Below are 20,190 nucleotides of genomic sequence, written 5' to 3' on the forward strand. Positions count from 1 at the left end.
GTTCGCGGGAGCGTTGACAACTGCCCGAACGGACTGGTTGACTCCGAGTCACCGTGTTCCGCGTCACATCGGATGAGGGCTGTACCTGCCCGACCACGAACGGTGACGTCCCGACTGCGCAGCGCCGCAGCCACCACCACGCGACACCCCGCACGCGCCGTCGTCCGCGCGTGCCCACGCACGTGCACGGCCCTTCCTCGGCGGCAGGGCCGTGTCCCCTCCGCGCCCCCGGGCTGACCTCGTCGCCCGGGGGTGCGGCTCGTCGTGGAGGTGTTACTCCGCGCCGGTGACGGCGACGAGACCTGCGGCCTCGATCCCGGCGACGGCGGCGGCCTCGTCGTTCAGCGACGCGTCCCCGGTCACGCCGACCGCGCCGAGCAGCGTCCCCTGGGCGTCCTTGACGAACACGCCACCGGGCACGGAGAGGATCTTGCCGTCGGCGAGGTTCGCGACCGAGGTGAAGAACTCGGGCGAGTCCGCGGCCCGCGCGGCGATCGCCCGGTTGGTCATGCCCAGCGCCAGGACCCCGCTCGCCTTGCCGGTCGCGAGGTCGGGGCGGAGGAACCCGGAGCCGTCCTGCCGGGACAGCGTCACGACGGCGCCGCCCGGGTCGAGCACGGCGACCGTCAGCGGGTTGAAGCCCTGCTCGGTGCCGTGCTTCAGCGCGGCGTCGGCGATGGTCTGGGCCTGCTCGAGGGTGATCGTCATGCTGCCGAGCCTGCCATTCCGGACGTGCCGGTGCTCACTGCGGGGTGAGCGCCACCAGCGGGATGGTCCGGTCGGTCTTGCGCTCGTAGTCGGCGAAGCCGCCGTTGTTGTCCTTGATCCAGGTCCAGACCCGGTCCCGGTCGGCGGTCCCGAGCTCGCTCGCGTGCACGCGGACCGTCTCGACGGTGCCCGCGCCGTCGGCGATCTCGGCCACGACGTCGGGATTCGCCATCAGGTTGTGGAACCAGGCCGGGTGCTTCGGCGCCCCGGCCGCGGACGCGACGACGACGTAGGAATCGCCGTCGGCGAACCAGCGCAGCGGCGCGACCCGCTCCGTGCCGCTCTTCGCCCCGACGTGGTGGACCAGCACCATCGGGAGGCCGGTGAACGGCTCACCGACCCGGCCGTCGTTCTCCCGGAACTCGCGGATGACCCGGCTGTTGAAGTCCTCTGCCATGCCGCCGATCCTTCCAGCTCCGGCTCACGCCGGGGCGCCGCCGGGCGCGAAGACCACCCAACCGGCGGCCCCCGTCGCGACCACGGCGGCGATCAGGAAGAACCCGGCCCACGCCCCGCCCGACAACGGCGTCAGCTCGGCGAGCCGGTCGGCGTCGGAGTGCCGCAGCCGGCCTCCGCGCCGCCCGCGCCGCAGCTCGGTGCAGGCCTTCACCCCGCCGAACAGCAGGAACCAGGCCAGCGCGGCGGCGAACCCGGTGCGCAGGTCCTCCTCGGCGCGCAGCGCGACCAGCACCAGCACCGCCCCGGTGACGACCACGGCGAGCCCGCCGTAGAGGTTGCGGATCTGCAGCAGCGTCGCCGCCAGCAGCGCGACCCCGATCCAGAGCATCGCCTGCGCCGCGTCCGAGGCGACCAGCACGGCCCCGCCGAGGCCGAGCAGCGGCGGGAAAACGTACCCGGCCAGGAACATCACGACGACACCGGGGCCGCGCCCGGCGCCCGTCGAGTAGGTCACCCCCGAGGAGTCGGCGTGCAGCCGGATCCCGGTCAGGCCGCGGCCCACCAGCACCGCGACCAGCGCGTGCCCGCCCTCGTGGGCGATCGTCACCGCGGTCCGGGTCAGCCGCCAGGTCGGACGCCACGCGACCACGGCCAGGGCGAGCACGGCCGCCAGCAGCGACGCCGGTCGCGCCGCGACCAGGTCGTAGCCGCGGGTCAGCAGGTCCAGGGGATCCGGGGACACGCCGTCCAGTGAACCAGCGGCCGGGAACGCCCCGGGAGCCGGTCGCCCCGGCACCGGACCGGTGCCTCACGACCCGGCGGCGTCCAGGATCCCCCCGGCCAGGTCGAGCGCGGTGCCGCAGTCCGCGCCCAGGTACATGAGGTCGACGAAGGCGTGCTCGATCTCCGTCTCCGCCCGCACCCGGCGCAGCAGCGCGACCGCGTCGGCGGCCGTCGACCCGGGCGGCAGGTTGACCCGCAGCACCGCACCGACCGCGCCGGGACCGCGACCGGCGTCCGCCGCGGCCGCGCGCAGCTCCGCCCACGGCCGCGAGACGGCCCGGCCGAGGTCCGGCACGCCCGGGGTCACCACCGGCAGGAAGCCGTCGGCCCGCTCGGCGATCCGCCGCCGCGCCCGCGGCGCGAACCCGGCCAGGTAGACCGGGATCCCGTGCGGCTTGACCTCGACGTGCGACGGCGCGATGGACACGTTCTTGCCCCGGTAGGCGACCGGGTCGTCGTGCCACCAGGCGTCGAGCACGTCGAGGGCGTCGTCGAGGCGGGCACCCCGCTCGGACATCGGGACGCCCACCGCGTCGTACTCCTCGGGCGACCAGCCGGTGCCCAGGCCGAGCAGCAGCCGTCCCCCGGAGATCCGGTCGACGGTCAGCGCGTGCCGCGCCAGCAGCGCCGGCGGGTACCACGGCGCGTTCAGCGTGCTCGTGCCCAGCTGCACCCGGGTGGTCACCGCCGCGGCCGCGGTCAGCAGCGCGAGCGGGTCGTGCGACGCCCGGAACTCGGCCGGGATCGTGTCGCTCCCGGCGTACCCGACGGACGGGTCGACGGCCGCCAGCAGCCGGTCGCCCGTCCAGAGGCTCGCCGCGCCGCGCTCCTCCGCACCCGCGGCGAACCGCATCGTCTCCTCCACCCGGGCGGCGGCCCCGCCGAACTGCGGGATCCCGAATCCGATTCGCACTTGACCTCCAGTGGCTGGAACCCGCGACGCTGTCGGGGTGACCGCGTCGCACACCCATGATCACCCCGTCGTCCTGAGCATCGGGCAACTGTCCGGACGGACCGGGGTGCCGGTCCGCACGATCCGCTTCTGGTCGGACGAGGGCCTGGTGCCCTCGGACCGCAGCGGAGCGGGCCACCGGGTGTACGACGCGGCCGCCGTGGCCCGGCTCGACCTGGTCCGGACCCTGCGCGAGCTGGGGCTGGGCCTGGACGACGTGCGTTCCGTGCTGTCCCGCCGGCGGGGGGTCGGCGAGATCGCGGAGGCGCACGCACGGGCCCTGGAGAGCCGGATCCGGGAGCTGAGGGCGCAGCGCGCGGTGTGCGTGCTGCTCGCCCGGACCGGTACCGAACCCGACGAGAGGAGCGTGACCCTGATGAACGACCTCGCACGGCTGTCCGCGGCCGAGCGCCAGCACATGATCGACGAGTTCGTCACCGAGGCGTTCGCCGGTACCGACCCGGCGGCGCCGGGTGCCGGCATCGCCGACGGAATGCGGATGCTGCCCACGGAGCTGCCCGACGACCCGACACCGGAGCAGGTGTCGGCCTGGGTGGAGCTGGCCGAGCTGATCCGGGACCCGGGCTTCACGGCCCGGGTCAGGGAGATGGCCGTCGCCGGTGCGGGATCGTCCGCGCCGGAGCACCAGGAGCGGCAGGCCGACCCGGCCGCCGTCGCCGAGCACGCCGGGGCCGCACTGGCCGCGGGAGTCGACCCGGCGAGCGCCGACGCGGCCGCGGTGCTGGAGCGGATCCCGGGCGCCGCCGGGCTCGACGCCGCGGCCCGGGTCCGGGCGGCCGGCACCGTCGAGCTGTTCGCGGACCGCCGGGTCGAGCGCTACTGGGCGCTGCTCGGCACGCTGAACGGCTGGCCGGCCCGGGAGCCGGTGATCCCGGCGTTCGAGTGGTTCGCGGCGGCGCTGCGGTCCGCCCCGGTGGACGGCTGAGCGGCGCTCAGTCCTCCGTCCAGCCGTAGAACACCCGCTCGACGACGTTCCGCGCGCGCCGGGTGACGCGCCGGTAGTCGTCGAGGAACTCGCCAGGGTCCCCGCCCGCCGGGTACCCGAGCGCCGCGGCGACGGCGACCAGCTCCCGCCCCGAGCGCGGGAGCTGGTCCCCCGGCTTGCCCTTCACCAGCATGATCGCGTTCCGGGCGCTGGTCGCGGTCCGCCAGCCCTCCTCCAGCTCGCGGGCGTCGTCGGCGGGGAGCAGGCCGGCCTCGGTGGCCTCGTGCAACCCGTCGAGCGTCGAGGTCGTCCGCAGCTCGGGGACGTCACCGGCGTGCTGCAGCTGCAGCAGCTGCACCGTCCACTCGACATCGGCGAGCCCGCCGGACCCCAGCTTGGTGTGGGTGGTCCGGTCCGCGCCGCGGGGCAGCCGCTCGGCGTCGACCCGGGACTTGATCCGGCGGATCTCCACGACCGACGCCGCCGGGAGCCCGTCGGCCGGGTAGCGGATCGGGTCGATCAGCGTCGTGAACTCGCGCCCGAGCGCCCGGTCCCCCGCGACCGGCCGGGCCCGCAGCAGCGCCTGCGCCTCCCAGACCTCGCCCCAGCGGGCGTAGTACTCGCGGTACGACGACAGGGTCCGCACCATCGGCCCGGACCGGCCCTCGGGCCGCAGGTCGGCGTCGACCGGCAGCGCCGGGTCCGGGCTCGGCGAGCCGAGCAGCCGCCGTACCCGTTCGACGACGCGCGTCGCCCACTTCACGGCCGTGTGGTCGTCGACGCCCTCGGCCGGGGAACACACGAACATGACGTCGGCGTCGCTGCCGTAGCTCGACTCGCCGCCGCCGAACCGGCCCATGCCGATCACCGCGAGGGTGGCCCGGTCGTCGGGCTCGGACCGCAGGACGGCGTCCAGCGTCGCGGCGAGCACGGCCTCGTTCACCGAGTTCAGCGCTGCGCACACCTCGTCGACCTCGAGCACGCCGAGCAGGTCGGCGCAGGCGATCCGCAGCATCTCGTGCCGCCGGTACGAGCGCGCGGAGGCCACTGCGGCCTCCGGCGTCGACTGCCGGGCCACCGTGGCCCTCAGCGCCACCGACACCTCGGCCGGGTCCCGCGTCAGCTCCGGGCTCTGCACCCCCGAGGAGATCGCGAGCATCCGCAGCACCTCGGGCGCCCGCTGCAGCAGGTCCGGGACCAGCGCGGACGTCCCGAGCAGGGTCATCAGGCGCTGCGCGACGGCGCCCTCGTCGCGCAGCAGCCGCAGGTACCAGGGGGTCGCGGCCAGCGCCTCCGACACCCGCCGGTAGGCCAGCAGCCCGCGGTCCGGGTCGGGGCTCTGGGACAGCTCGTCGAGCAGCACCGGCAGCAGCGCCCGCTGGATCGACGCCGCCCGCGAGACCCCGCCGGTGAGCGCGCGCAGGTGCCCGAGCGCGCCCTCGGCCGAGGCCCAGCCCAGTGCGGACAACCGCGCCTTCGCCGCGTCCGGGGACAGGACGCCGTCGGCCTCCTCCCCCGCCAGCCGGGACACCGCGGTCAGCAGCGGCCGGTAGAAGAGCTTCTCGTGCAGCCGCGTCACCCGCCGCGCGTTGCGCTGCCACTCCGCGACGAGGACCCCGACGACGTCGCGGCGGCCGTCGGGGCGGATCCGCGCCGAGCGCGCCAGCCAGCGCAGCGCCTCGGTGTCGTCGGCCGCCGGCAGCAGGTGCGTCCGGCGCAGCTTCTGCAGCTGCAGCCGGTGCTCCAGCAGCCGCAGGAACCGGTACGACGCGGCCAGGTTCGCCCCGTCGTCGCGGCCCACGTAGCCGCCGTCGCTCAGCGCGGCGAGCGCACGCAGGGTGTTGCCGGAGTGCAGGGTGTCGTCGGTGCGGCCGTGCACCAGCTGCAGCAGCTGGACGGCGAACTCGACGTCGCGCAGGCCGCCGCGGCCGAGCTTGAGCTCCCGGTCCTTCTGGTCCGACGGGATGTTGTCGATCACCCGGGTGCGCATCGCCTGCACCTCGGCGACGAAGTCGTCGCGGGCCGACGCCTGCCACACCATCGGGGAGAGCGCCTCGACGTAGGCGGCACCGAGCGCGGGGTCCCCGGCGATCGGACGGGCCTTGAGCAGGGCCTGGAACTCCCAGGTCTTCGCCCAGCGCTTGTAGTACGTGACGTGCCCGTCGAGGGTGCGGACGAGCGCACCCTGCCTGCCCTCCGGGCGGAGGTTCGCGTCGACCTCGAAGCACGCCTCCCCGGCCACCCGCATCACCCGCGACGCCAGCTTCGTCGACGCCTGGGTGAGCTCCCCGCCGGGCTCGGCGACGAAGATGACGTCGACGTCGGAGACGTAGTTCAGCTCGCGGCCGCCGCACTTGCCCATGCCGATCACGGCCAGCCGCAGCTCCTCCGGCGGGTCCTGCTCGGCGGCGGCGACCGCGAGCGCCGCCGCCAGCGCGGCCTCGGCCAGGTCGGCGAGCTGGGCGGCGACGTCGTCGACCTCCATCACCGGCAGCGTCGGGTCCCCGACGGCGGCCAGGTCCGCGGAGGCGAGGCCGAGCAGCTCGTCACGGTAGGCCGTGCGCAGCGCCGTGACGGCCTCGGCTCCGGTGAGGGTCGCGCGGGCGCCGCCCGGCGCCCCGGGCGGCGGAGCGTCGGGATCGGCACCGACGGCGCGCAGCAGGTGCGCGGTGCGCCGGGCCAGGTCCGGCGGCGGGTCCCGGCGGTCCGGGGTGTCGGCGAGCAGCGCCCACCGGTCCGGGTGGGTGATCAGGTGGTCGCCGAGCGCCGTGGAGGAGCCCAGCGTCGCGAACAGCCGCCCGCGCAGGCCCGCGTCACCGCGGAGCGCGCGGTCGATCTCCGGCCAGGGGGGCGTCTGGGCGAGCCGCTCCACGGCGCGCAGCGCGAGGTCGCGGTCGGGGCTGCGGGCGAGCGCCCACATGATCTCCTCGCAGCCGCTGGCGGGGGCGTCGCCGTCCCACCAGCCCAGCTCGCGCAGCGTCGCGTCCGCATCCGGTCCGGGGAGTCCCAGCCGGGCCAGCGAGGTTCCCGTGCGCCGATCCATCACGGACGCCGATCCTGCCCCATCACGGCCGGGTCACGACGCCCCTACCGCCTGCGGCACGGGCCGCCGGTGACGGCGGCCTCCTCCCGGCCGGGCCGTGTCAGCTCGGCGAACACCGCGTCCAGCGACGTCTCCGACGGCAGGTGACCCGGCTCGACCTGCTCGACGAGCTGGCCGCCGGGGATCAGCTCGACGGTGGCCTCTGCCGCGTCGAACGGCACCTGGTCGTCGGCGCGGGAGTGCCGGACGGTGACCGGGCGGGCGACGTCGGACGGGGTGAAGCCCCACGGCCGCACCTGGAGCGCGGCCTCCCGGGCGGGGCCGGCCCATCCGTGGCCACTGATCTCCCGGAGGGCCTCCACCAGGTGCGGGTGGCCGGCGAACGCGGCGGCGAACCGGTCGTGCCCGGCGTCGAACCGGGCGGCGACGTCGCGCGGGTCGCCGTCGCGGAAGAACGCCCAGGCGTCGAGCGACGCCTGCGGGTAGCGGCCGCGGATGGCGTCGTCGTGGACGTAGGGCAGCCCGCTCAGGACCCAGCACTCCCGGACCCGCTCGGGCGCGAGCGCGGCGAGCGCGTAGGCGTACGGCGCCCCGGCCGAGATCCCGACGACGTCGACCGGCCGGCCGATCCACTCCAGCAGCGGCGCGACGGCAGGTACCCAGTCCGCGACCGCGCCGAACCCCGCGGGCGGCGAGACGCCGTAGCCCGGGCGTTCGGCGGCGATCAGCCGGACGCCGTGCCGTTCGGCCCGGTCCGACCATGCGGCCCCGACCACCGCCGAGCCGAACAGCCCGTGCAGCAGGAGGACGGGCGGCCCGTCCGACGGGCCGTACTCCGCGTACCCGATCGGCAGGCCGTGCCCGCCCGTGACCACAGCGCGTTCCACGCCGCGATACTAAGGCGAGCCTTACCTGAGCGCGACGGCCCTACAGCACCGGCAGGTAGGTGGCGAGCTCGTGCGGCGTCACGTTGCGCCGGTAGGCGTCCCACTCGGCGCGCTTGTTCCGCAGGAAGAAGTCGAACACGTGCTCGCCGAGGTACTCGGCGACCAGCTCGGACCGCTCCATGACGTCGAGCGCCTCGGTCAGATTCTGCGGCAGCAGCTCGTAGCCCAGTGCCTTGCGCTCGGTGTCGGTGAGGGCCCAGACGTCGTCCTCGGTGGCCGGGGGCAGCTCGTAGCCCTTCTGGATGCCGGTCAGCCCGGCGCCCAGGATCACCGCGTAGGCGAGGTAGGGGTTGCAGGCCGAGTCGAGCGTGCGGACCTCGATCCGGCGCGACGACGACTTCCCCGGCGAGTACATCGGCACCCGGACCAGCGCGGACCGGTTGGCGTGCCCCCACGACACGGCGGTCGGTGCCTCGCCGCCGGTGATCAGCCGCTTGTAGGAGTTCACCCACTGGTTCGTGACCGCGGTGATCTCGCGGGCGTGCTTGAGCACCCCGGCGACGAACGCCTTGCCGGTCGCGGACAGCTCGTAGGGGTCGTCCGGGTCGTGGAAGGCGTTGTGGTCACCCTCGAACAGCGAGAAGTGCGTGTGCATCGCCGAGCCGGGGTGCTCGGAGAACGGCTTCGGCATGAACGACGCCCGCACGCCCTGGGTGAGCGCGACCTCTTTCACGACGTAGCGGAACGTCATGAGGTTGTCGGCCATCGTCAGCGCGTCGGCGTAGCGGAGGTCGATCTCCTGCTGGCCGGGGCCGCCCTCGTGGTGGCTGAACTCCACCGAGATGCCCATCGACTCGAGCGTCTCGATGGTGTTGCGCCGGAAGTGCGGGGCGACGTCGTGGCTGGCCTGGTCGAAGTAGCCGCCGGAGTCGGCCGGCGTGGGCCGGGAGCCGTCGTCGGGCAGGTTCTTGAGCAGGTAGAACTCGATCTCCGGGTGCACGTAGCAGGTGAACCCGGCCTCGCCCGCCTTGTTGAGCGCGCGGGTGAGCACGTGCCGCGGGTCGGCCCAGGACGGCGAGCCGTCCGGCATCGCGATGTCGCAGAACATCCGGGCCGAGTAGTGCTCGCCGGACGCGCTCTCCCAGGGCAGGACCTGGAACGTCGACGGGTCCGGCTTGGCGACCATGTCCGACTCGTAGACGCGGGCGAAGCCCTCGATCGCCGATCCGTCGAACCCGATGCCCTCGGCGAAGGCACCCTCCAGCTCGGCCGGGGCGATCGCCACCGACTTCAGATAACCGAGCACGTCCGTGAACCACAGACGGACGAAACGGATGTCGCGCTCCTCGAGCGTGCGGAGGACGAACTCCTGCTGGCGGTCCATGCGGCGGAGCCTAGGAACCCCGTGTTACGCGGAAGTTACCGGGGTGTGCGGGTGCCCGGTCCGGGGCACCCGCACACCCCCGATCAGGTCCCGGTCAGGCCGGGGCCAGCGAGCACTCGGCGCCCTCCTGGGGCAGCTTCAGGTCGACCAGGTAGTCGACCGCGAGCCGGTCGACGCACGGGTCACCCTGCAGGGACGCGGTGTGCTGGTTCCCGTTGACCTTGATCAGGCTGCCGCCGAGCTGGCCGGCCAGGTCCACCCCGGCCTGGTACGGCGTCGCCGGGTCGCCGGTGACCGACACCACGACGACGGGCGGGAGCCCTTCGGCCTGCGGCACGTGCGGCTCGCTGGTCGGCGGCACCGGCCAGAACGCGCACGAGTCACGGGCACCGACCGGGCCACGGCCGGTCGAGCGGAACGGGGCGGCCTCGTCGGCCTGCTTCGCGAGCTCGAGCGCCTCGGACGGCTCCTTCAGCGGCGTCTGGTTCACGCAGCTGATCGCCTGGAACGACTCCAGCATGTTGCTGTAGCGGCCCTGCTGGTCACGCTCGTAGTAGAGGTCGGCCAGCGTCATCAGGAAGTCGCCGTTGCCGTTCGCGACCTGCGAGATGCCCTGCTGCAGCGCCGGCCACAGCTGCGACACGTAGAGCGCCTGGCTCACGCCGGTCTGCGCGTCGTTGAAGCTCAGCGTGCGGCCGTCGCTCGTCGGGACCGGCTTGTCGATCAGCGGCTGCATGACCGTCTGGAACGCGCGGGTCGCCTGCGCGGGATCGGTGCCCAGCGGGCAGTTCGGCCTGCTGGTGCAGTCCTTGGCGAAGTTGTCGAAGGCCAGCTGGAAGCCGGCGTTCTGCTTCACGCTGGAGTCGAGCGTCGTCTGCGTCGGGTCGATCGCCCCGTCGAGCAGCAGCGCCCGCACGTTCTGCGGGAACGCCTCGGCGTAGGCGGTGCCGAGCTCGGTGCCGTAGGAGAAGCCCGCGTAGGTCATCTTCTCGTCGCCGACGGCGGCCCGCATGACGTCCATGTCCTTGGCGACGTCGCGGGTGCCGACGTTGGCCAGCACGTCGGCACCGGTGCGCTCGGCGCAGCGGTCGGCGTACTGCTTGTTGCGCGCCTCGGCCGCGGCGACGCCGGCCGGGGACGGGTCGGCGAAGACCTGCCCGCGGTCCTCGTCGTTCTCCTGGTCGGTCAGGCACTCGATCTTCGGCTCGCTGGCGCCGGTGCCGCGCGGGTCGAAGCCGATCAGGTCGAACCGGTCCCCCAGCCCGTTCGCCGACCACGTCGGCGCGGAGCTCGCCATGAACGACGTGCCGGACGCGCCCGGGCCGCCCGGGTCGGCGAACAGCGAGCCGATCTTGTTGCCGGTCGCCTTCTTGCGCAGCATCGCGATCTGCATGGTGTCGCCGTCGGGCTGGGCGTAGTCCTGCGGGACGGTGACCCGGGTGCAGTCGAACTGCGGGTCCGCGAAGGACTGGCCGTCCTCCTCGGTGGGCGCGTAGTCGGCGCAGGGCCCCCAGCTCAGCTCCTGGTCGTAGAACCGGGCCAGGTCCGGCGGGTTCTGCGGGGCCTGGGACTCGTTCGACGTCGTCCCGACGTCGGAGCACGCCCCCACCAGCATCAGCGCCGCGGCACCGAGGGCCGCCGCGCCGGCGACCCGGCCGGGCCGTCGCCGCCGTCCCGTCCGGGGTGGCGGTGTCGCGGGTACGGGGCCACGGAGGCGCAGACGGGGGGCCATGACGGGGAGCATGCCATCGACCCCGGACAGTGGCCGGGCGCGGGGGTTGCGACGGCCACCCGGTGACCGTTCCCACACCCCGGCCCACCGCGCCGCCGCCGGGTGCACCCTGGCGTCCGCCACCGACGGCGAACCCGGGGACCCGCGATCAGCGTGGGCCTCGAGGCACGGAAGGAGCTCACTGGTGAGCATAGAGACCAGACAGCAGGGCACGCCCGCCGGCACCGAGGCCGAGGCCCCGTACCGGACGCCGGCGGCGCCGAAGCGCACCCGCGTCCACCACCTGACGCAGTGGAAGCAGGAGGGCCGGCGCTGGCCCATGCTGACCGCCTACGACGTCTACTCCGCCGAGATCTTCGACGACGCCGGCATCCCGGTGCTGCTCGTCGGCGACTCGGCGGGCAACAACGTGTTCGGGCACGACAACACCATCCCCGTCACGATCGACGACCTGCTCCCGCTGACCCGCGCCGTCGTCCGCGGCGCGCGCAGCGCGCTCGTCGTCGCCGACCTGCCGTTCGGCAGCTACCAGATCTCCCCCGCCCAGGCCCAGGAGTCGGCGTTCCGGTTCATGAAGGAGGCCGGGGCGCACGCGGTGAAGCTGGAGGGCGGCGCCCGGTTCGCACCGCAGATCGAGGCGCTCACCGCGTCCGGCGTGCCGGTGATGGGGCACCTGGGGTTCACACCGCAGAGCGAGCACGCGCTCGGCGGCTTCCGCATCCAGGGCCGGGGCGACGCCGCCGACGCACTCGTCGAGGACGCGCTGGCGGTCCAGGAGGCGGGGGCGTTCGCCGTCGTGCTGGAGATGGTGCCCGCCGACGTCGCGAAGCGGGTCACCGGTGAGCTGCGGATCCCGACCGTGGGGATCGGCGCCGGCCCGGACTGCGACGGCCAGGTGCTGGTGTGGTCGGACATGGCCGGCATGAACCGCGGCAGGGTCCCCCGCTTCGTGCGGCGCTACGCCGAGGTCGGCTCGGTGCTGCACGACGCAGCGGCCGCCTTCGCCGCCGACGTCCGCGGCGGCGAGTACCCCGCGGAGGAGCACAGCTACCGCTGAGCCGCGGTCCGGCCGGTGCGTCTACAGGGCCGCCGGCCGGACCTGTGCCGCGACGCCGGTGATCCCGCCACCGGAGCGGTACCGGGCGAGCATCCGGCCGGCCGGGGTCTCCCGGCGGCCGAGCCGTTCGCGCAGCAGCGCGAGGCGGTCGTCGTGACCGGGCTCGTCCCGCAGGGCGGCCGTGGCGGCGTCGAGCACGGCCTGCGACCCGGCCCGGGTGCCGGGGTCGGTCCAGCCCCGCAGCGCGGAACGCCGGTGCGCGACCGCGTCCGGCGTGCGCCGGCGCCCGGGCAGCGTGGTGTCCCGCAGCAGCCCGGCGAGCAGCGACAGCAGCGCGCCGGGCAGGCCGGTGCCGCAGCCGTCGGCCGGCTCCTCCCCCGGCACGACCGCGACCGCGTCGAAGGCCTTGAACTCGATCCGGCCGATCTCGCCGGGGATGCCGGCGTGCCGCACCAGGCTGGGGTCGGTCGGCAGCAGCGGGGCGTCCGGCTCGAGGTAGGCCAGTGCGGCCGGACGGGCCCCGGTGCGGCGCGACGTCCGTGCCGACAGCCCGCCCCACGGCCGCCCGTCCCGGAACGGCGACGAGAACGACCACGGCACCAGGTAGGGGCTGTAGTAGGTGAGCTTGGCCGCCGCGTCGGCGAGCACCGCCGGATCGCTCCCGGCCTCGGGGAACGACAGGTTGAGGTCCGGCCCCCAGGTGACCATGTGCAGCGGGGCGGTGCGCTCCTCCGGGGAGGACGCCATCAGCGCCCGCTCGCAGGCGTTCGGCGGTGGATCCAGCTGGTAGGACGACCGCACCGGATGGTGGCCGATCGCCACCGGCCGCAGCGCGTGGCGGGCGGCGACCTCGGCGAGCAGCACCGCGTCCGCCGCCAGCGCGGCCTCGGTGGCCTCCACCGAGTCGTGCACGACGGTCCGGATCTCGATGCCCTTCGGCTCGAACCGCAGCAGCTCGCCCTGCTCGCCGAGCCGCTCGTAGCCCTCGGCGTACCAGCGCTTGCGGCGGATCCCGGCGTCGCCGATCCGCAGGTCGGCCTGGTCGCCGGGGAGCTCGGGCAGCTGGGCCACGACGGCCGCGACCTCGTCGTGGCCCAGCACGGTGAAGTCCGCCAGCGAGCCGTCCGGCCGCACGAGTGCCAGCTCGTGCTCGATCCCGTACCGCGCCGCGCCCCGCATCGATCCCCCCGGTGTCCGTCCGGTGATGCACCGTACCGCCGGGCGCACCCGGTGCCGGTGTGATCCGTTCCCGGCCCTCGCTCACCCGTTCCGCCCTGGACAACACCGGGCGGAGGGGTCAGCCTGGTGACGGCGGCCACACGAGGTCCGCCCGGAGCCCGGAACACGGGAGGCGTCATGAGGCTGGGCCGCAAGATCTCCGAGGGGTACGCCGTCGACCACGAGGCCGACCGGCTCGCCGCCGCACAGGACCGACCGGAACCCGCCCCCGCCCCACGGCCCGAGCTCACCGGGTGGTCGGCGGCCACCGAGGAGCCGGCCCGGACGGGTTCGCGCGAGGACTGACGTGCCCAGCGGTCTCTTCCGCCGCGCACCGCAGGAGCACCCGGCCGGTCCGCTGGAGGGGCACAAGCTCGCGTTCCCGATGCTGTCCGCGGACGGGACGACGGCCGGGTTCAGCGGTGTCACCCTCGGGCGTGCGCACGTCTACCGCACGGTCGACGACGCGCTGTGCGCCCACGGCTGCCGGCACGCGTGCCCGTCCCGCTGGTGCGACTGCGGCTTCTACTGCTTCCACTCCGACGCCGACGCCCGCGAGCTGGCCTGCGCACCCGAGCACCAGGGTGCTGTCCTGCTCGAGGTCGCGGTGTCCGGCCGGTTCCGGCGCTACGAGCTGGGACTGCGCTACTCCCGGCAGCGGGTCCGGTCGGTCCGGATGCGGCCGTGCCGCTGCGGCGCGGGCGTCTCGGCGCTCGCCGACACCGGCTCCGGGCAGCACGGCTGGCGGCGGCTGGAACCGGTGTGCGGGCGCTGCGCGGGGGCCCGGCCGGTGCTGACGCCGGAACGGTTCACCCGCCTGGCCGGGGTGCTCCTGCTGCCCGACGACGTACCGGCCGGACCGCTGGTACCGGCCGGGGACGCCGTCCCCACCGGGCCGCACCCGCTCGACGACTCGGCGTTCGGTGCCCCGCCCCTCCCCGACTCCGGTGACCCGGTCGCGACGGCCGGGGCGGTCGCGGTGCTCACGGCCGAGATGGCGCTGCTGCAGGCGCGGCTCGACGAGATGGCCCGGCAGCTGGGGCGGGCCACCGCCCGGCTGGACGAGCTGGAGGGCCGGGACCTCTAGAGCCAGACCGGCAGCGGGGCGGGACGGTTGCCGTCGGCGTCGCGCAGGCCCTTGCCGAACGGACGGCCGAGGAGCCAGGCGATGAGGTCCGGCGCCCGGCCCCGGATCGTGCCGAGGTCACCGGGCTCGGCGCCGTCGGCGGTGGCCGGTCCCGGCCCGAACTCGCGCACCTGACCGGTCCGCGACTCCTCCAGCCGGACGTGCGGGCAACCGGGACGCTGCTCCAGGGTCCCGGCGACGTCGGCGACCAGCACCTTCCGCATCGGGATCGGCAGGTCCTTGAACGACGCGCCGACGTCGAGATCGACGGCGTGCACCCACACCTCACGAGCTCGCGCCCAGGGCACCGCGGTTGCCGGGATCTCGACGTCCTGCGCGTTGCGGACCCGGGCCGACCAGGCCTTCTCCGGCATCGCACGCACGGCGTCGGCGAGCCGGTCCGAGGTCGCGACGACGTCGGCGCGGATCTGCTCGGGGCTGCGCGCCGCACCGGCGGCGATGTCGGCGTCCCGCGCCTGCGGGTCCCGGTAGGCACGGGTCTCCTCCCCGGTGCTCGCCCAGTGCAGGAGATTGATCATCGCGTCGGCGTTGCGGGCCACGTGGGTGAGCACGTGCGCCCGGCTCCAGCCGGCGAGCAGCGACGGCGCGCCGAACGCCTCGTCGCCCATCCGCGTCATCAGCCCCCGCAGGTGGGCCTGGCCGTCGCCGGCCCAGGCCAGCGAGTCCGCGAGCGGCGGGGGTACCGCGACCGGGGCGTCGGTCACCGCAGGGCCCGTGCCACGTTGCGGCACTCCCCGATCCCCTCGACCGCGGTGACGATCTCGCAGCCGTCGGTGAGGTAGCGCGGGGGCGTGCGGGCGTCGCCGACACCGCCCGGGGTGCCGGTGGCGATGACGTCGCCCGGGTTGAGCGTGAGGATCGTCGACAGGTAGACGATCAGGTCGACGACGCCGAACACCAGCTGGTCGGTGGTGGAGTCCTGCATGGTCTCGCCACCGAGCTCGGAACGGATGCGCAGCGCGCCGCCGTCGGCCGGGTCGGCGGTGAGCTCGTCCGGGGTGACGAGCTCGGGGCCCAGCGGCGTCGAGTGCTCCCAGGTCTTGCCCTGCAGGAACTGCTTCGTGCGGCGCTGGTAGTCGCGCATGCTAACGTCGTTGAGCACCGTGTAGCCGGCGATCGCGGCCCGCGCGGACTCGGCGTCGGCGTGCCGGACGGCCTGCCCGATGACGACCGTCAGCTCGGCCTCGAAGTCGACCCGGTCGGACTCGGGGGGCAGCTCGATCTCGTCGCGGGCGCCGATCAGCGCCGGGGCGAACTTGCCGAAGATCGTCGGGTACTCCGGCAGCTCGTTGCCCATCTCGAGCACGTGGTCGCGGTAGTTCAGGCCGACGCAGATGATCTTCTCGGGCGAGGGGACCAGCGGGGCGAGGTCCAGTGCCGCCGCGTCGTGCACCGGTCCGTCGGCGGTCGCGGCGTGCTCGGCCCAGTCCGGGCGCTCGAGCAGCGCGCGGACGTCGGCCTCCCCCGTCTCGACGGCGCTGTCGCCGTCCACACGCACCGCCCGGTGCCCGGTCGCGGTCCGGATCGTCGCGAGCCTCATCGTGCGCGCCCCTCCTCGAGTGTCGCCGTCTGCGTCCGGCGCAGAGTCTGCGCCACCGCGGGCGGGAACGGGAGTCAGGGGGTGGGTCGGGGCCCGCCGGGCCCCCGTGCCGGGCCGCACCGCGGGGTGGGTGCGGCCCGGTGGCGGGTCAGATGGCGGCCTCGTCGTCACCGCCCCCGCCACGGACCGGCAGGTCGCCGAACACCTCCGGCGGCTCCCGCCACGCGTCCTGCGGGGCGCCGGCGCGGGCCGCCGACACCGCCCGCCACACCCGCTCCGGGGTGCACGGCAGGTCGATGTGCCGCACGCCGAGGTCGGACAGCGCGTCCACCACCGCGTTCTGCACCGCCGGGGTCGACCCGATCGTCGCCGACTCGCCGATCCCCTTGGCGCCCAGCGAGTTCAGCGGCGTCGGGGTCTCGGTGGTCGCGGTCTCGTAGTCGAACATGTCGGCCGCGGTCGGGATCGTGTACGCGGCGAGGCTGGAGGTCAGCGGCTGGCCCTCGTCGTCGTAGAGCACCTCCTCGTACAGCGCCTGCGCGATGCCCTGCGCCATGCCGCCGTGCTGCTGCCCCTCGACCAGCAGCGGGTTGAGGATCCGGCCGCAGTCGTCGACGGCGACGTGCCGCTTCGGTGTCACCCGCCCGGTGTCGGTGTCGACCTCGACGACCGACACGTGCGCCCCGAACGGGAACGTGGCCCCCGCCTGCTCCGAGTCCAGCCCGACGTGCAGCTCCTCCCCCGTCGTCGCCGCCTGGGCGTGCACCTCGGGCCAGCCGACGGACGGGCCGCCGGGGACACCGGCGACGCCGAACCGGCCGTCCTCGGTGATCTCGACGTCGTCGGTCGAGGCCTCCAGCAGCGTCGCCGCGATCTTGCGGGCGCGGTCGTGGAGCTCGTGTGCGGCCTCGGCGACCGCGGTGCCGCCGAGCTGCAGCGACCGGGAGCCACCGGTGCCCGCCCCGCGCGGGACCCTCGCGGTGTCCGACTGCACGTAGGTGATCTTCTCCAGCGGGATCCCGAGCCGGTCGGAGACCAGCATCGAGAACGACGTCGCGTGCCCCTGGCCGTGCGCCGAGGTGCCCGCGGAGACGGTGGCCGTCCCGTCGGCGTGGACGGTGACCGAGCCGTACTCGCCGCCGCCCCCGCCCGCGGTGACCTCCACGTAGGCCGCGATCCCGATGCCGAGCCGGACCGGGTCGCCCGCCTCGCGGCGGCGGGCCTGCTCGGCGCGCAGCTCGTCGTAGCCGGACAGGCGGAGCGCCTCGCGCAGCGGCAGGTCGTAGTCGCCGACGTCGTAGGTGGCGCCGGTCAGCGTGGTGTAGGGGAAGACGTCCGGGGCGAGGAAGTTGCGCCGGCGCAGCTCCACCGGGTCGATGTCCAGCTCGGCGGCGGCGACGTCGACCAGGCGCTCCAGGTGGGCCGCGGCCTCCGGACGGCCTGCACCGCGGAAGGCGCCCATCGGCGTCGTGTTGGTCAGGGCGGCGACCGCGTCGTAGCGCAGCTTCGGGATGTCGTAGACGCCGGTGGCCATCAGGAAGGTCGTGCGCAGCGGCAGCGCGCCGCCGAAGCCGGCGTAGGCGCCGGCGTCGCCGATCACCCGGGTCCGCAGGCCGGTCATCCGGCCGTCGCGGGTCAGGCCGAGCTCGTAGTAGCCGACCTGGCCGCGGCCGTGCGGCATCGAGACGAGGTTCTCCGAGCGCGTCTCGACCCAGGCCAGGGGACGTCCGAGCGCCCGTGCGGCGACGACGGTCGCGGTGTGCTCGGCGAGCACACCGGCCTTGGCGCCGAAACCGCCGCCGACGTGCGGGGCGATCACCCGGACCCGGTCGGTGTCCAGGCCGAGCAGGCCGGCGAGCTGCGCGCGGAACCCGTGCGGCATCTGGGTGGAGACGTGCACGGTCAGGTCGAAGTCGCCGTCGGCCGGGTCCGGGGCGGGATCGGCGAGGATCGCGTTGCCCTCCAGCGGGACCGCGGCCACGCGCTGGTTCACCATCCGGGCCCGGACGACGACCTCGGCGTCGTCCAGCGGGTCCGGCTCCGGGCCGCGCTCGCCCGCGGCGAGGTTGCTGCCCTGCTCGGGGAACTGCAGCTCGGCGCCCTCGGCCAGGGCTGCCTCGGGGTCGGTGACCGCGGGCAGCGGGTCGTAGTCGATCTCGACGAGCTCGGTCGCGTCGACGGCGGCGGCCCGGCTGTCGGCGACCACCATCGCGACCGCCTCACCGACGAACCGCACCCGGCCGGTCGCCAGCGGCGGGCGCGGCAGGTCCGGGTTGAGCACCATCAGGCCGTGGTGGGCGGGCAGGTCGAGATCGGCCGCGGTGTACACGGCCAGCACCCCGGGCGCCGCCGCGGCCTCGGTGGTGTCGACGCCGGTGACCAGCGCGTGCGCCAGCGGCGAGCGGACGAAGGCGACGTGCGCGAGGGCGGGCGGGGCGCCGGCACCGTGCAGCAGGTTGCCGACGTAGGTGCTCGCGCCGGTGATCAGGTCGGCGTCCTCGACGCGGCGGACGGAGGTTCCCAGGATCGAGCCAGGCATGCGTCCCACGCTAGCGCCGGCGACCACCGACGGCGACCGGAAACGGAGGGCCGTCCGGTTACGTCGGTGAGCGGTCCCCGTCACGCGTCGGCTGCGTCTCCACCCGCGGTCACGCCGAGGTCGCGCCCGGTAGCGTCCCGGTCATGCCCGAGTTCCACCACACCGACGTGCTCCCGCTCGGCCCGGACGAGACCGAGTACCGCGAGCTCGACCTGCCGGCGGGTACCACCACCGAGGCCGCCGGACGCACCTTCCTCGAGGTCCCGCCCGAGACGATCACCGGCCTGGTCCGCGCCGCCGTCACCGACATCCAGCACCTGCTCCGGCCCTCGCACCTGAGGCAGCTGCGCGCGATCGTCGACGACCCGGAGGCGTCCGGCAACGACCGGTTCGTCGCCACCGACCTGCTGCGCAACGCCTGCGTCTCCGCCGGTGGCGTGCTGCCGATGTGCCAGGACACCGGCACCGCGATCGTCGTCGGCAAGAAGACCGAGACCGTCCTGACCGGCGGCGACGACGAGGCCGCCGTCTCCCGCGGCGTGTTCGACGCCTACCAGGAGCTGAACCTGCGCTACTCGCAGATGGCGCCGCTATCCTTCTGGGACGAGAAGAACACCGGCACCAACCTGCCGGCCCAGATCGAGCTCTACTCCAAGCCCGGCCGCGACCCGTACTACGAGTTCCTGGTCATGGCCAAGGGCGGCGGTTCGGCGAACAAGACCTTCCTCTACCAGGAGACCAAGGCGCTGCTGAACCCGAAGCGGCTCGCGACCTTCCTGGACGAGAAGCTGCGCTCGCTGGGGACGGCGGCCTGCCCGCCGTACCACCTCGCGATCGTCGTCGGCGGGATGTCGGCCGAGTACAACCTCAAGGTCGCGAAGCTCGCCTCGGCCCGCTACCTCGACGGTCTCCCGACCGAGGGCTCCCCGCTGGGGCACGCGATCCGGGACACCGACCTGGAGCAGCAGGTGCTGGAGCTGACCCGGAACTTCGGGATCGGCGCCCAGTTCGGCGGCAAGTACTTCTGCCACGACGTCCGCGTGATCCGGCTGCCGCGGCACGGCGCCTCGCTGCCGGTCGGGGTCGCGGTGTCGTGCTCGGCGGACCGCCAGGCCAAGGCGAAGATCACGCCGTCCGGGGTGTACCTGGAGCAGCTGGAGCGCGACCCCGCCCAGTACCTGCCCGAGGCGACGTCGGAGGACCTGTCGGACGAGGTCGTCCGGGTCGACCTGAACCGCCCGATGGACGAGATCCGCGCCCAGCTCTCGCAGCTGCCGGTGAAGACCCGGCTGTCGCTGACCGGGCCGCTGGTCGTGGCCCGCGACATCGCCCACGCGAAGATCGCCGAGCGACTCGACGCCGGCGAGCCGATGCCGCAGTACCTGCGCGACCACGCCGTCTACTACGCCGGCCCGGCCAAGACCCCCGAGGGCTACGCGTCCGGGTCGTTCGGCCCGACGACGGCCGGCCGGATGGACTCCTACGTGACGCAGTTCCAGGAGGCCGGTGGGTCGCTGGTGATGCTGGCGAAGGGGAACCGGTCGAAGCAGGTCGTGGACTCGTGCGCCGCGAACGGCGGGTTCTACCTGGGGTCCATCGGCGGCCCCGCGGCCCGGCTGGCACAGGACTGCATCCGCAAGGTCGACGTCCTGGAGTACCCGGAGCTCGGCATGGAGGCCGTCTGGAAGATCGAGGTCGAGGACTTCCCGGCGTTCGTGGTGATGGACGACAAGGGCAACGACTTCTTCGCCGACACCTCCGCGCCGACGCTGCAGGTGTCGTTCCGGAGCTGACG

Annotated in this window: 17 protein-coding genes; 5 read left to right on the forward strand and 12 right to left on the reverse strand. The window is 74.6% G+C overall.

Translation table 11 applies throughout. From position 1 onward, the window contains the following. Positions 1–273: 273 nt before the first annotated feature. The 4 genes from AD017_RS03030 to AD017_RS03045 form a co-directional block, all read right to left on the reverse strand. Positions 274–708 carry a heme-binding protein gene (locus tag AD017_RS03030; RefSeq protein ID WP_060572711.1) on the reverse strand — a complete coding sequence of 145 codons (435 nt, stop codon included), beginning with the start codon at positions 706–708 and terminating at the stop codon, positions 274–276. 34 nt (positions 709–742) lie between these two features. Further along, a complete protein-coding gene (locus AD017_RS03035; RefSeq protein ID WP_010230635.1) occupies positions 743–1,165 on the reverse strand; it encodes a nitroreductase/quinone reductase family protein in 423 nt (140 codons plus the stop codon). A gap of 24 nt (positions 1,166–1,189) precedes the next feature. Then, positions 1,190–1,909, reverse strand: coding sequence for a M50 family metallopeptidase (locus tag AD017_RS03040; protein WP_010230634.1), 720 nt, complete (start codon positions 1,907–1,909; stop codon positions 1,190–1,192). Between the two features lie 66 nt (positions 1,910–1,975). Next, complete coding sequence (locus AD017_RS03045) at positions 1,976–2,863, reverse strand: TIGR03619 family F420-dependent LLM class oxidoreductase (RefSeq protein ID WP_060572712.1); 888 nt, start codon at positions 2,861–2,863, stop codon at positions 1,976–1,978. 37 nt (positions 2,864–2,900) lie between these two features. Between AD017_RS03045 and AD017_RS03050 the strand changes: the two genes are divergently transcribed. After that, positions 2,901–3,848: a MerR family transcriptional regulator gene (locus AD017_RS03050; RefSeq protein WP_060572715.1), complete on the forward strand. Its 948-nt coding sequence runs from the start codon at positions 2,901–2,903 to the stop codon at positions 3,846–3,848. A gap of 7 nt (positions 3,849–3,855) precedes the next feature. Here the strand turns inward: AD017_RS03050 and AD017_RS03055 are convergent, their stop codons facing one another. The 4 genes from AD017_RS03055 to AD017_RS03070 form a co-directional block, all read right to left on the reverse strand. After that, a complete protein-coding gene (locus AD017_RS03055; protein WP_060572721.1) occupies positions 3,856–6,891 on the reverse strand; it encodes a bifunctional [glutamine synthetase] adenylyltransferase/[glutamine synthetase]-adenylyl-L-tyrosine phosphorylase in 3,036 nt (1,011 codons plus the stop codon). Positions 6,892–6,935: 44 nt separating this feature from the next. Beyond that, positions 6,936–7,778, reverse strand: a complete 843-nt coding sequence (locus AD017_RS03060) for an alpha/beta fold hydrolase (RefSeq protein ID WP_060572726.1) — start codon at positions 7,776–7,778, stop codon at positions 6,936–6,938. Between the two features lie 40 nt (positions 7,779–7,818). Next, positions 7,819–9,162: a type I glutamate--ammonia ligase gene (glnA, locus tag AD017_RS03065; RefSeq protein WP_010227078.1), complete on the reverse strand. Its 1,344-nt coding sequence runs from the start codon at positions 9,160–9,162 to the stop codon at positions 7,819–7,821. 94 nt (positions 9,163–9,256) lie between these two features. Next, on the reverse strand, positions 9,257–10,894 hold the full coding sequence (locus tag AD017_RS03070; protein ID WP_139317189.1) for an alpha/beta hydrolase: 1,638 nt from the start codon (positions 10,892–10,894) through the stop codon (positions 9,257–9,259). Positions 10,895–11,078: 184 nt separating this feature from the next. On the opposite strand from AD017_RS03070, the gene panB reads away from it, so the two are divergent. Next, on the forward strand, positions 11,079–11,951 hold the full coding sequence (gene panB, locus AD017_RS03075; protein WP_060572727.1) for a 3-methyl-2-oxobutanoate hydroxymethyltransferase: 873 nt from the start codon (positions 11,079–11,081) through the stop codon (positions 11,949–11,951). A gap of 21 nt (positions 11,952–11,972) precedes the next feature. Here the strand turns inward: panB and AD017_RS03080 are convergent, their stop codons facing one another. After that, the gene (locus AD017_RS03080; RefSeq protein WP_060572729.1) at positions 11,973–13,130 is read right to left on the reverse strand and encodes a glutamate-cysteine ligase family protein; all 1,158 of its coding nucleotides are present in this window, start codon (positions 13,128–13,130) and stop codon (positions 11,973–11,975) included. Positions 13,131–13,307: 177 nt separating this feature from the next. Here AD017_RS03080 and AD017_RS35140 point away from each other — a divergent pair, with 177 nt between their 5' ends. Next, entirely contained in the window at positions 13,308–13,475 is a 168-nt protein-coding gene (locus AD017_RS35140) for a hypothetical protein (protein WP_010227072.1), read from the forward strand. 1 nt (position 13,476) lies between these two features. Then, positions 13,477–14,256: a hypothetical protein gene (locus AD017_RS03085; protein ID WP_010227070.1), complete on the forward strand. Its 780-nt coding sequence runs from the start codon at positions 13,477–13,479 to the stop codon at positions 14,254–14,256. On the opposite strand, the gene AD017_RS03090 is transcribed toward AD017_RS03085, so the two are convergent. From AD017_RS03090 to AD017_RS03100, 3 genes are all read right to left on the reverse strand, one after another. Then, complete coding sequence (locus tag AD017_RS03090) at positions 14,253–15,020, reverse strand: maleylpyruvate isomerase family mycothiol-dependent enzyme (RefSeq protein WP_060572730.1); 768 nt, start codon at positions 15,018–15,020, stop codon at positions 14,253–14,255. The two genes, AD017_RS03085 and AD017_RS03090, sit on opposite strands and share 4 nt — an antisense overlap. Then, on the reverse strand, positions 15,017–15,856 hold the full coding sequence (locus AD017_RS03095; protein ID WP_010227068.1) for a fumarylacetoacetate hydrolase family protein: 840 nt from the start codon (positions 15,854–15,856) through the stop codon (positions 15,017–15,019). The genes AD017_RS03090 and AD017_RS03095 overlap by 4 nt, the downstream gene beginning before the upstream one ends. Positions 15,857–16,004: 148 nt before the next feature. Then, complete coding sequence (locus AD017_RS03100) at positions 16,005–18,395, reverse strand: xanthine dehydrogenase family protein molybdopterin-binding subunit (RefSeq protein WP_060572732.1); 2,391 nt, start codon at positions 18,393–18,395, stop codon at positions 16,005–16,007. Between the two features lie 143 nt (positions 18,396–18,538). On the opposite strand from AD017_RS03100, the gene AD017_RS03105 reads away from it, so the two are divergent. Next, positions 18,539–20,188 (forward strand): fumarate hydratase, encoded by a 1,650-nt coding sequence (locus AD017_RS03105; RefSeq protein ID WP_060572734.1) that lies wholly within the window; start codon positions 18,539–18,541, stop codon positions 20,186–20,188. Positions 20,189–20,190: the final 2 nt, after the last annotated feature.

The organism is Pseudonocardia sp. EC080619-01, assembly GCF_001420995.1.
GTDB lineage: Bacteria > Actinomycetota > Actinomycetes > Mycobacteriales > Pseudonocardiaceae > Pseudonocardia.

Bases quoted from the DNA above. Each gene is read 5' to 3' on its own strand.
- AD017_RS03035 (WP_010230635.1), bottom strand. From the start codon at position 1,165: ATGGCAGAGGACTTCAACAGCCGGGTCATCCGCGAGTTCCGGGAGAAC.
- glnA (WP_010227078.1), bottom strand. From the start codon at position 9,162: ATGGACCGCCAGCAGGAGTTCGTCCTCCGCACGCTCGAGGAGCGCGAC.
- AD017_RS03030 (WP_060572711.1), bottom strand. From the start codon at position 708: ATGACGATCACCCTCGAGCAGGCCCAGACCATCGCCGACGCCGCGCTG.
- AD017_RS03100 (WP_060572732.1), bottom strand. From the start codon at position 18,395: ATGCCTGGCTCGATCCTGGGAACCTCCGTCCGCCGCGTCGAGGACGCC.
- AD017_RS03070 (WP_139317189.1), bottom strand. From the start codon at position 10,894: ATGGCCCCCCGTCTGCGCCTCCGTGGCCCCGTACCCGCGACACCGCCA.
- AD017_RS03055 (WP_060572721.1), bottom strand. From the start codon at position 6,891: ATGGATCGGCGCACGGGAACCTCGCTGGCCCGGCTGGGACTCCCCGGA.
- AD017_RS35140 (WP_010227072.1), top strand. From the start codon at position 13,308: ATGAGGCTGGGCCGCAAGATCTCCGAGGGGTACGCCGTCGACCACGAG.
- AD017_RS03095 (WP_010227068.1), bottom strand. From the start codon at position 15,856: ATGAGGCTCGCGACGATCCGGACCGCGACCGGGCACCGGGCGGTGCGT.
- AD017_RS03080 (WP_060572729.1), bottom strand. From the start codon at position 13,130: ATGCGGGGCGCGGCGCGGTACGGGATCGAGCACGAGCTGGCACTCGTG.
- AD017_RS03105 (WP_060572734.1), top strand. From the start codon at position 18,539: ATGCCCGAGTTCCACCACACCGACGTGCTCCCGCTCGGCCCGGACGAG.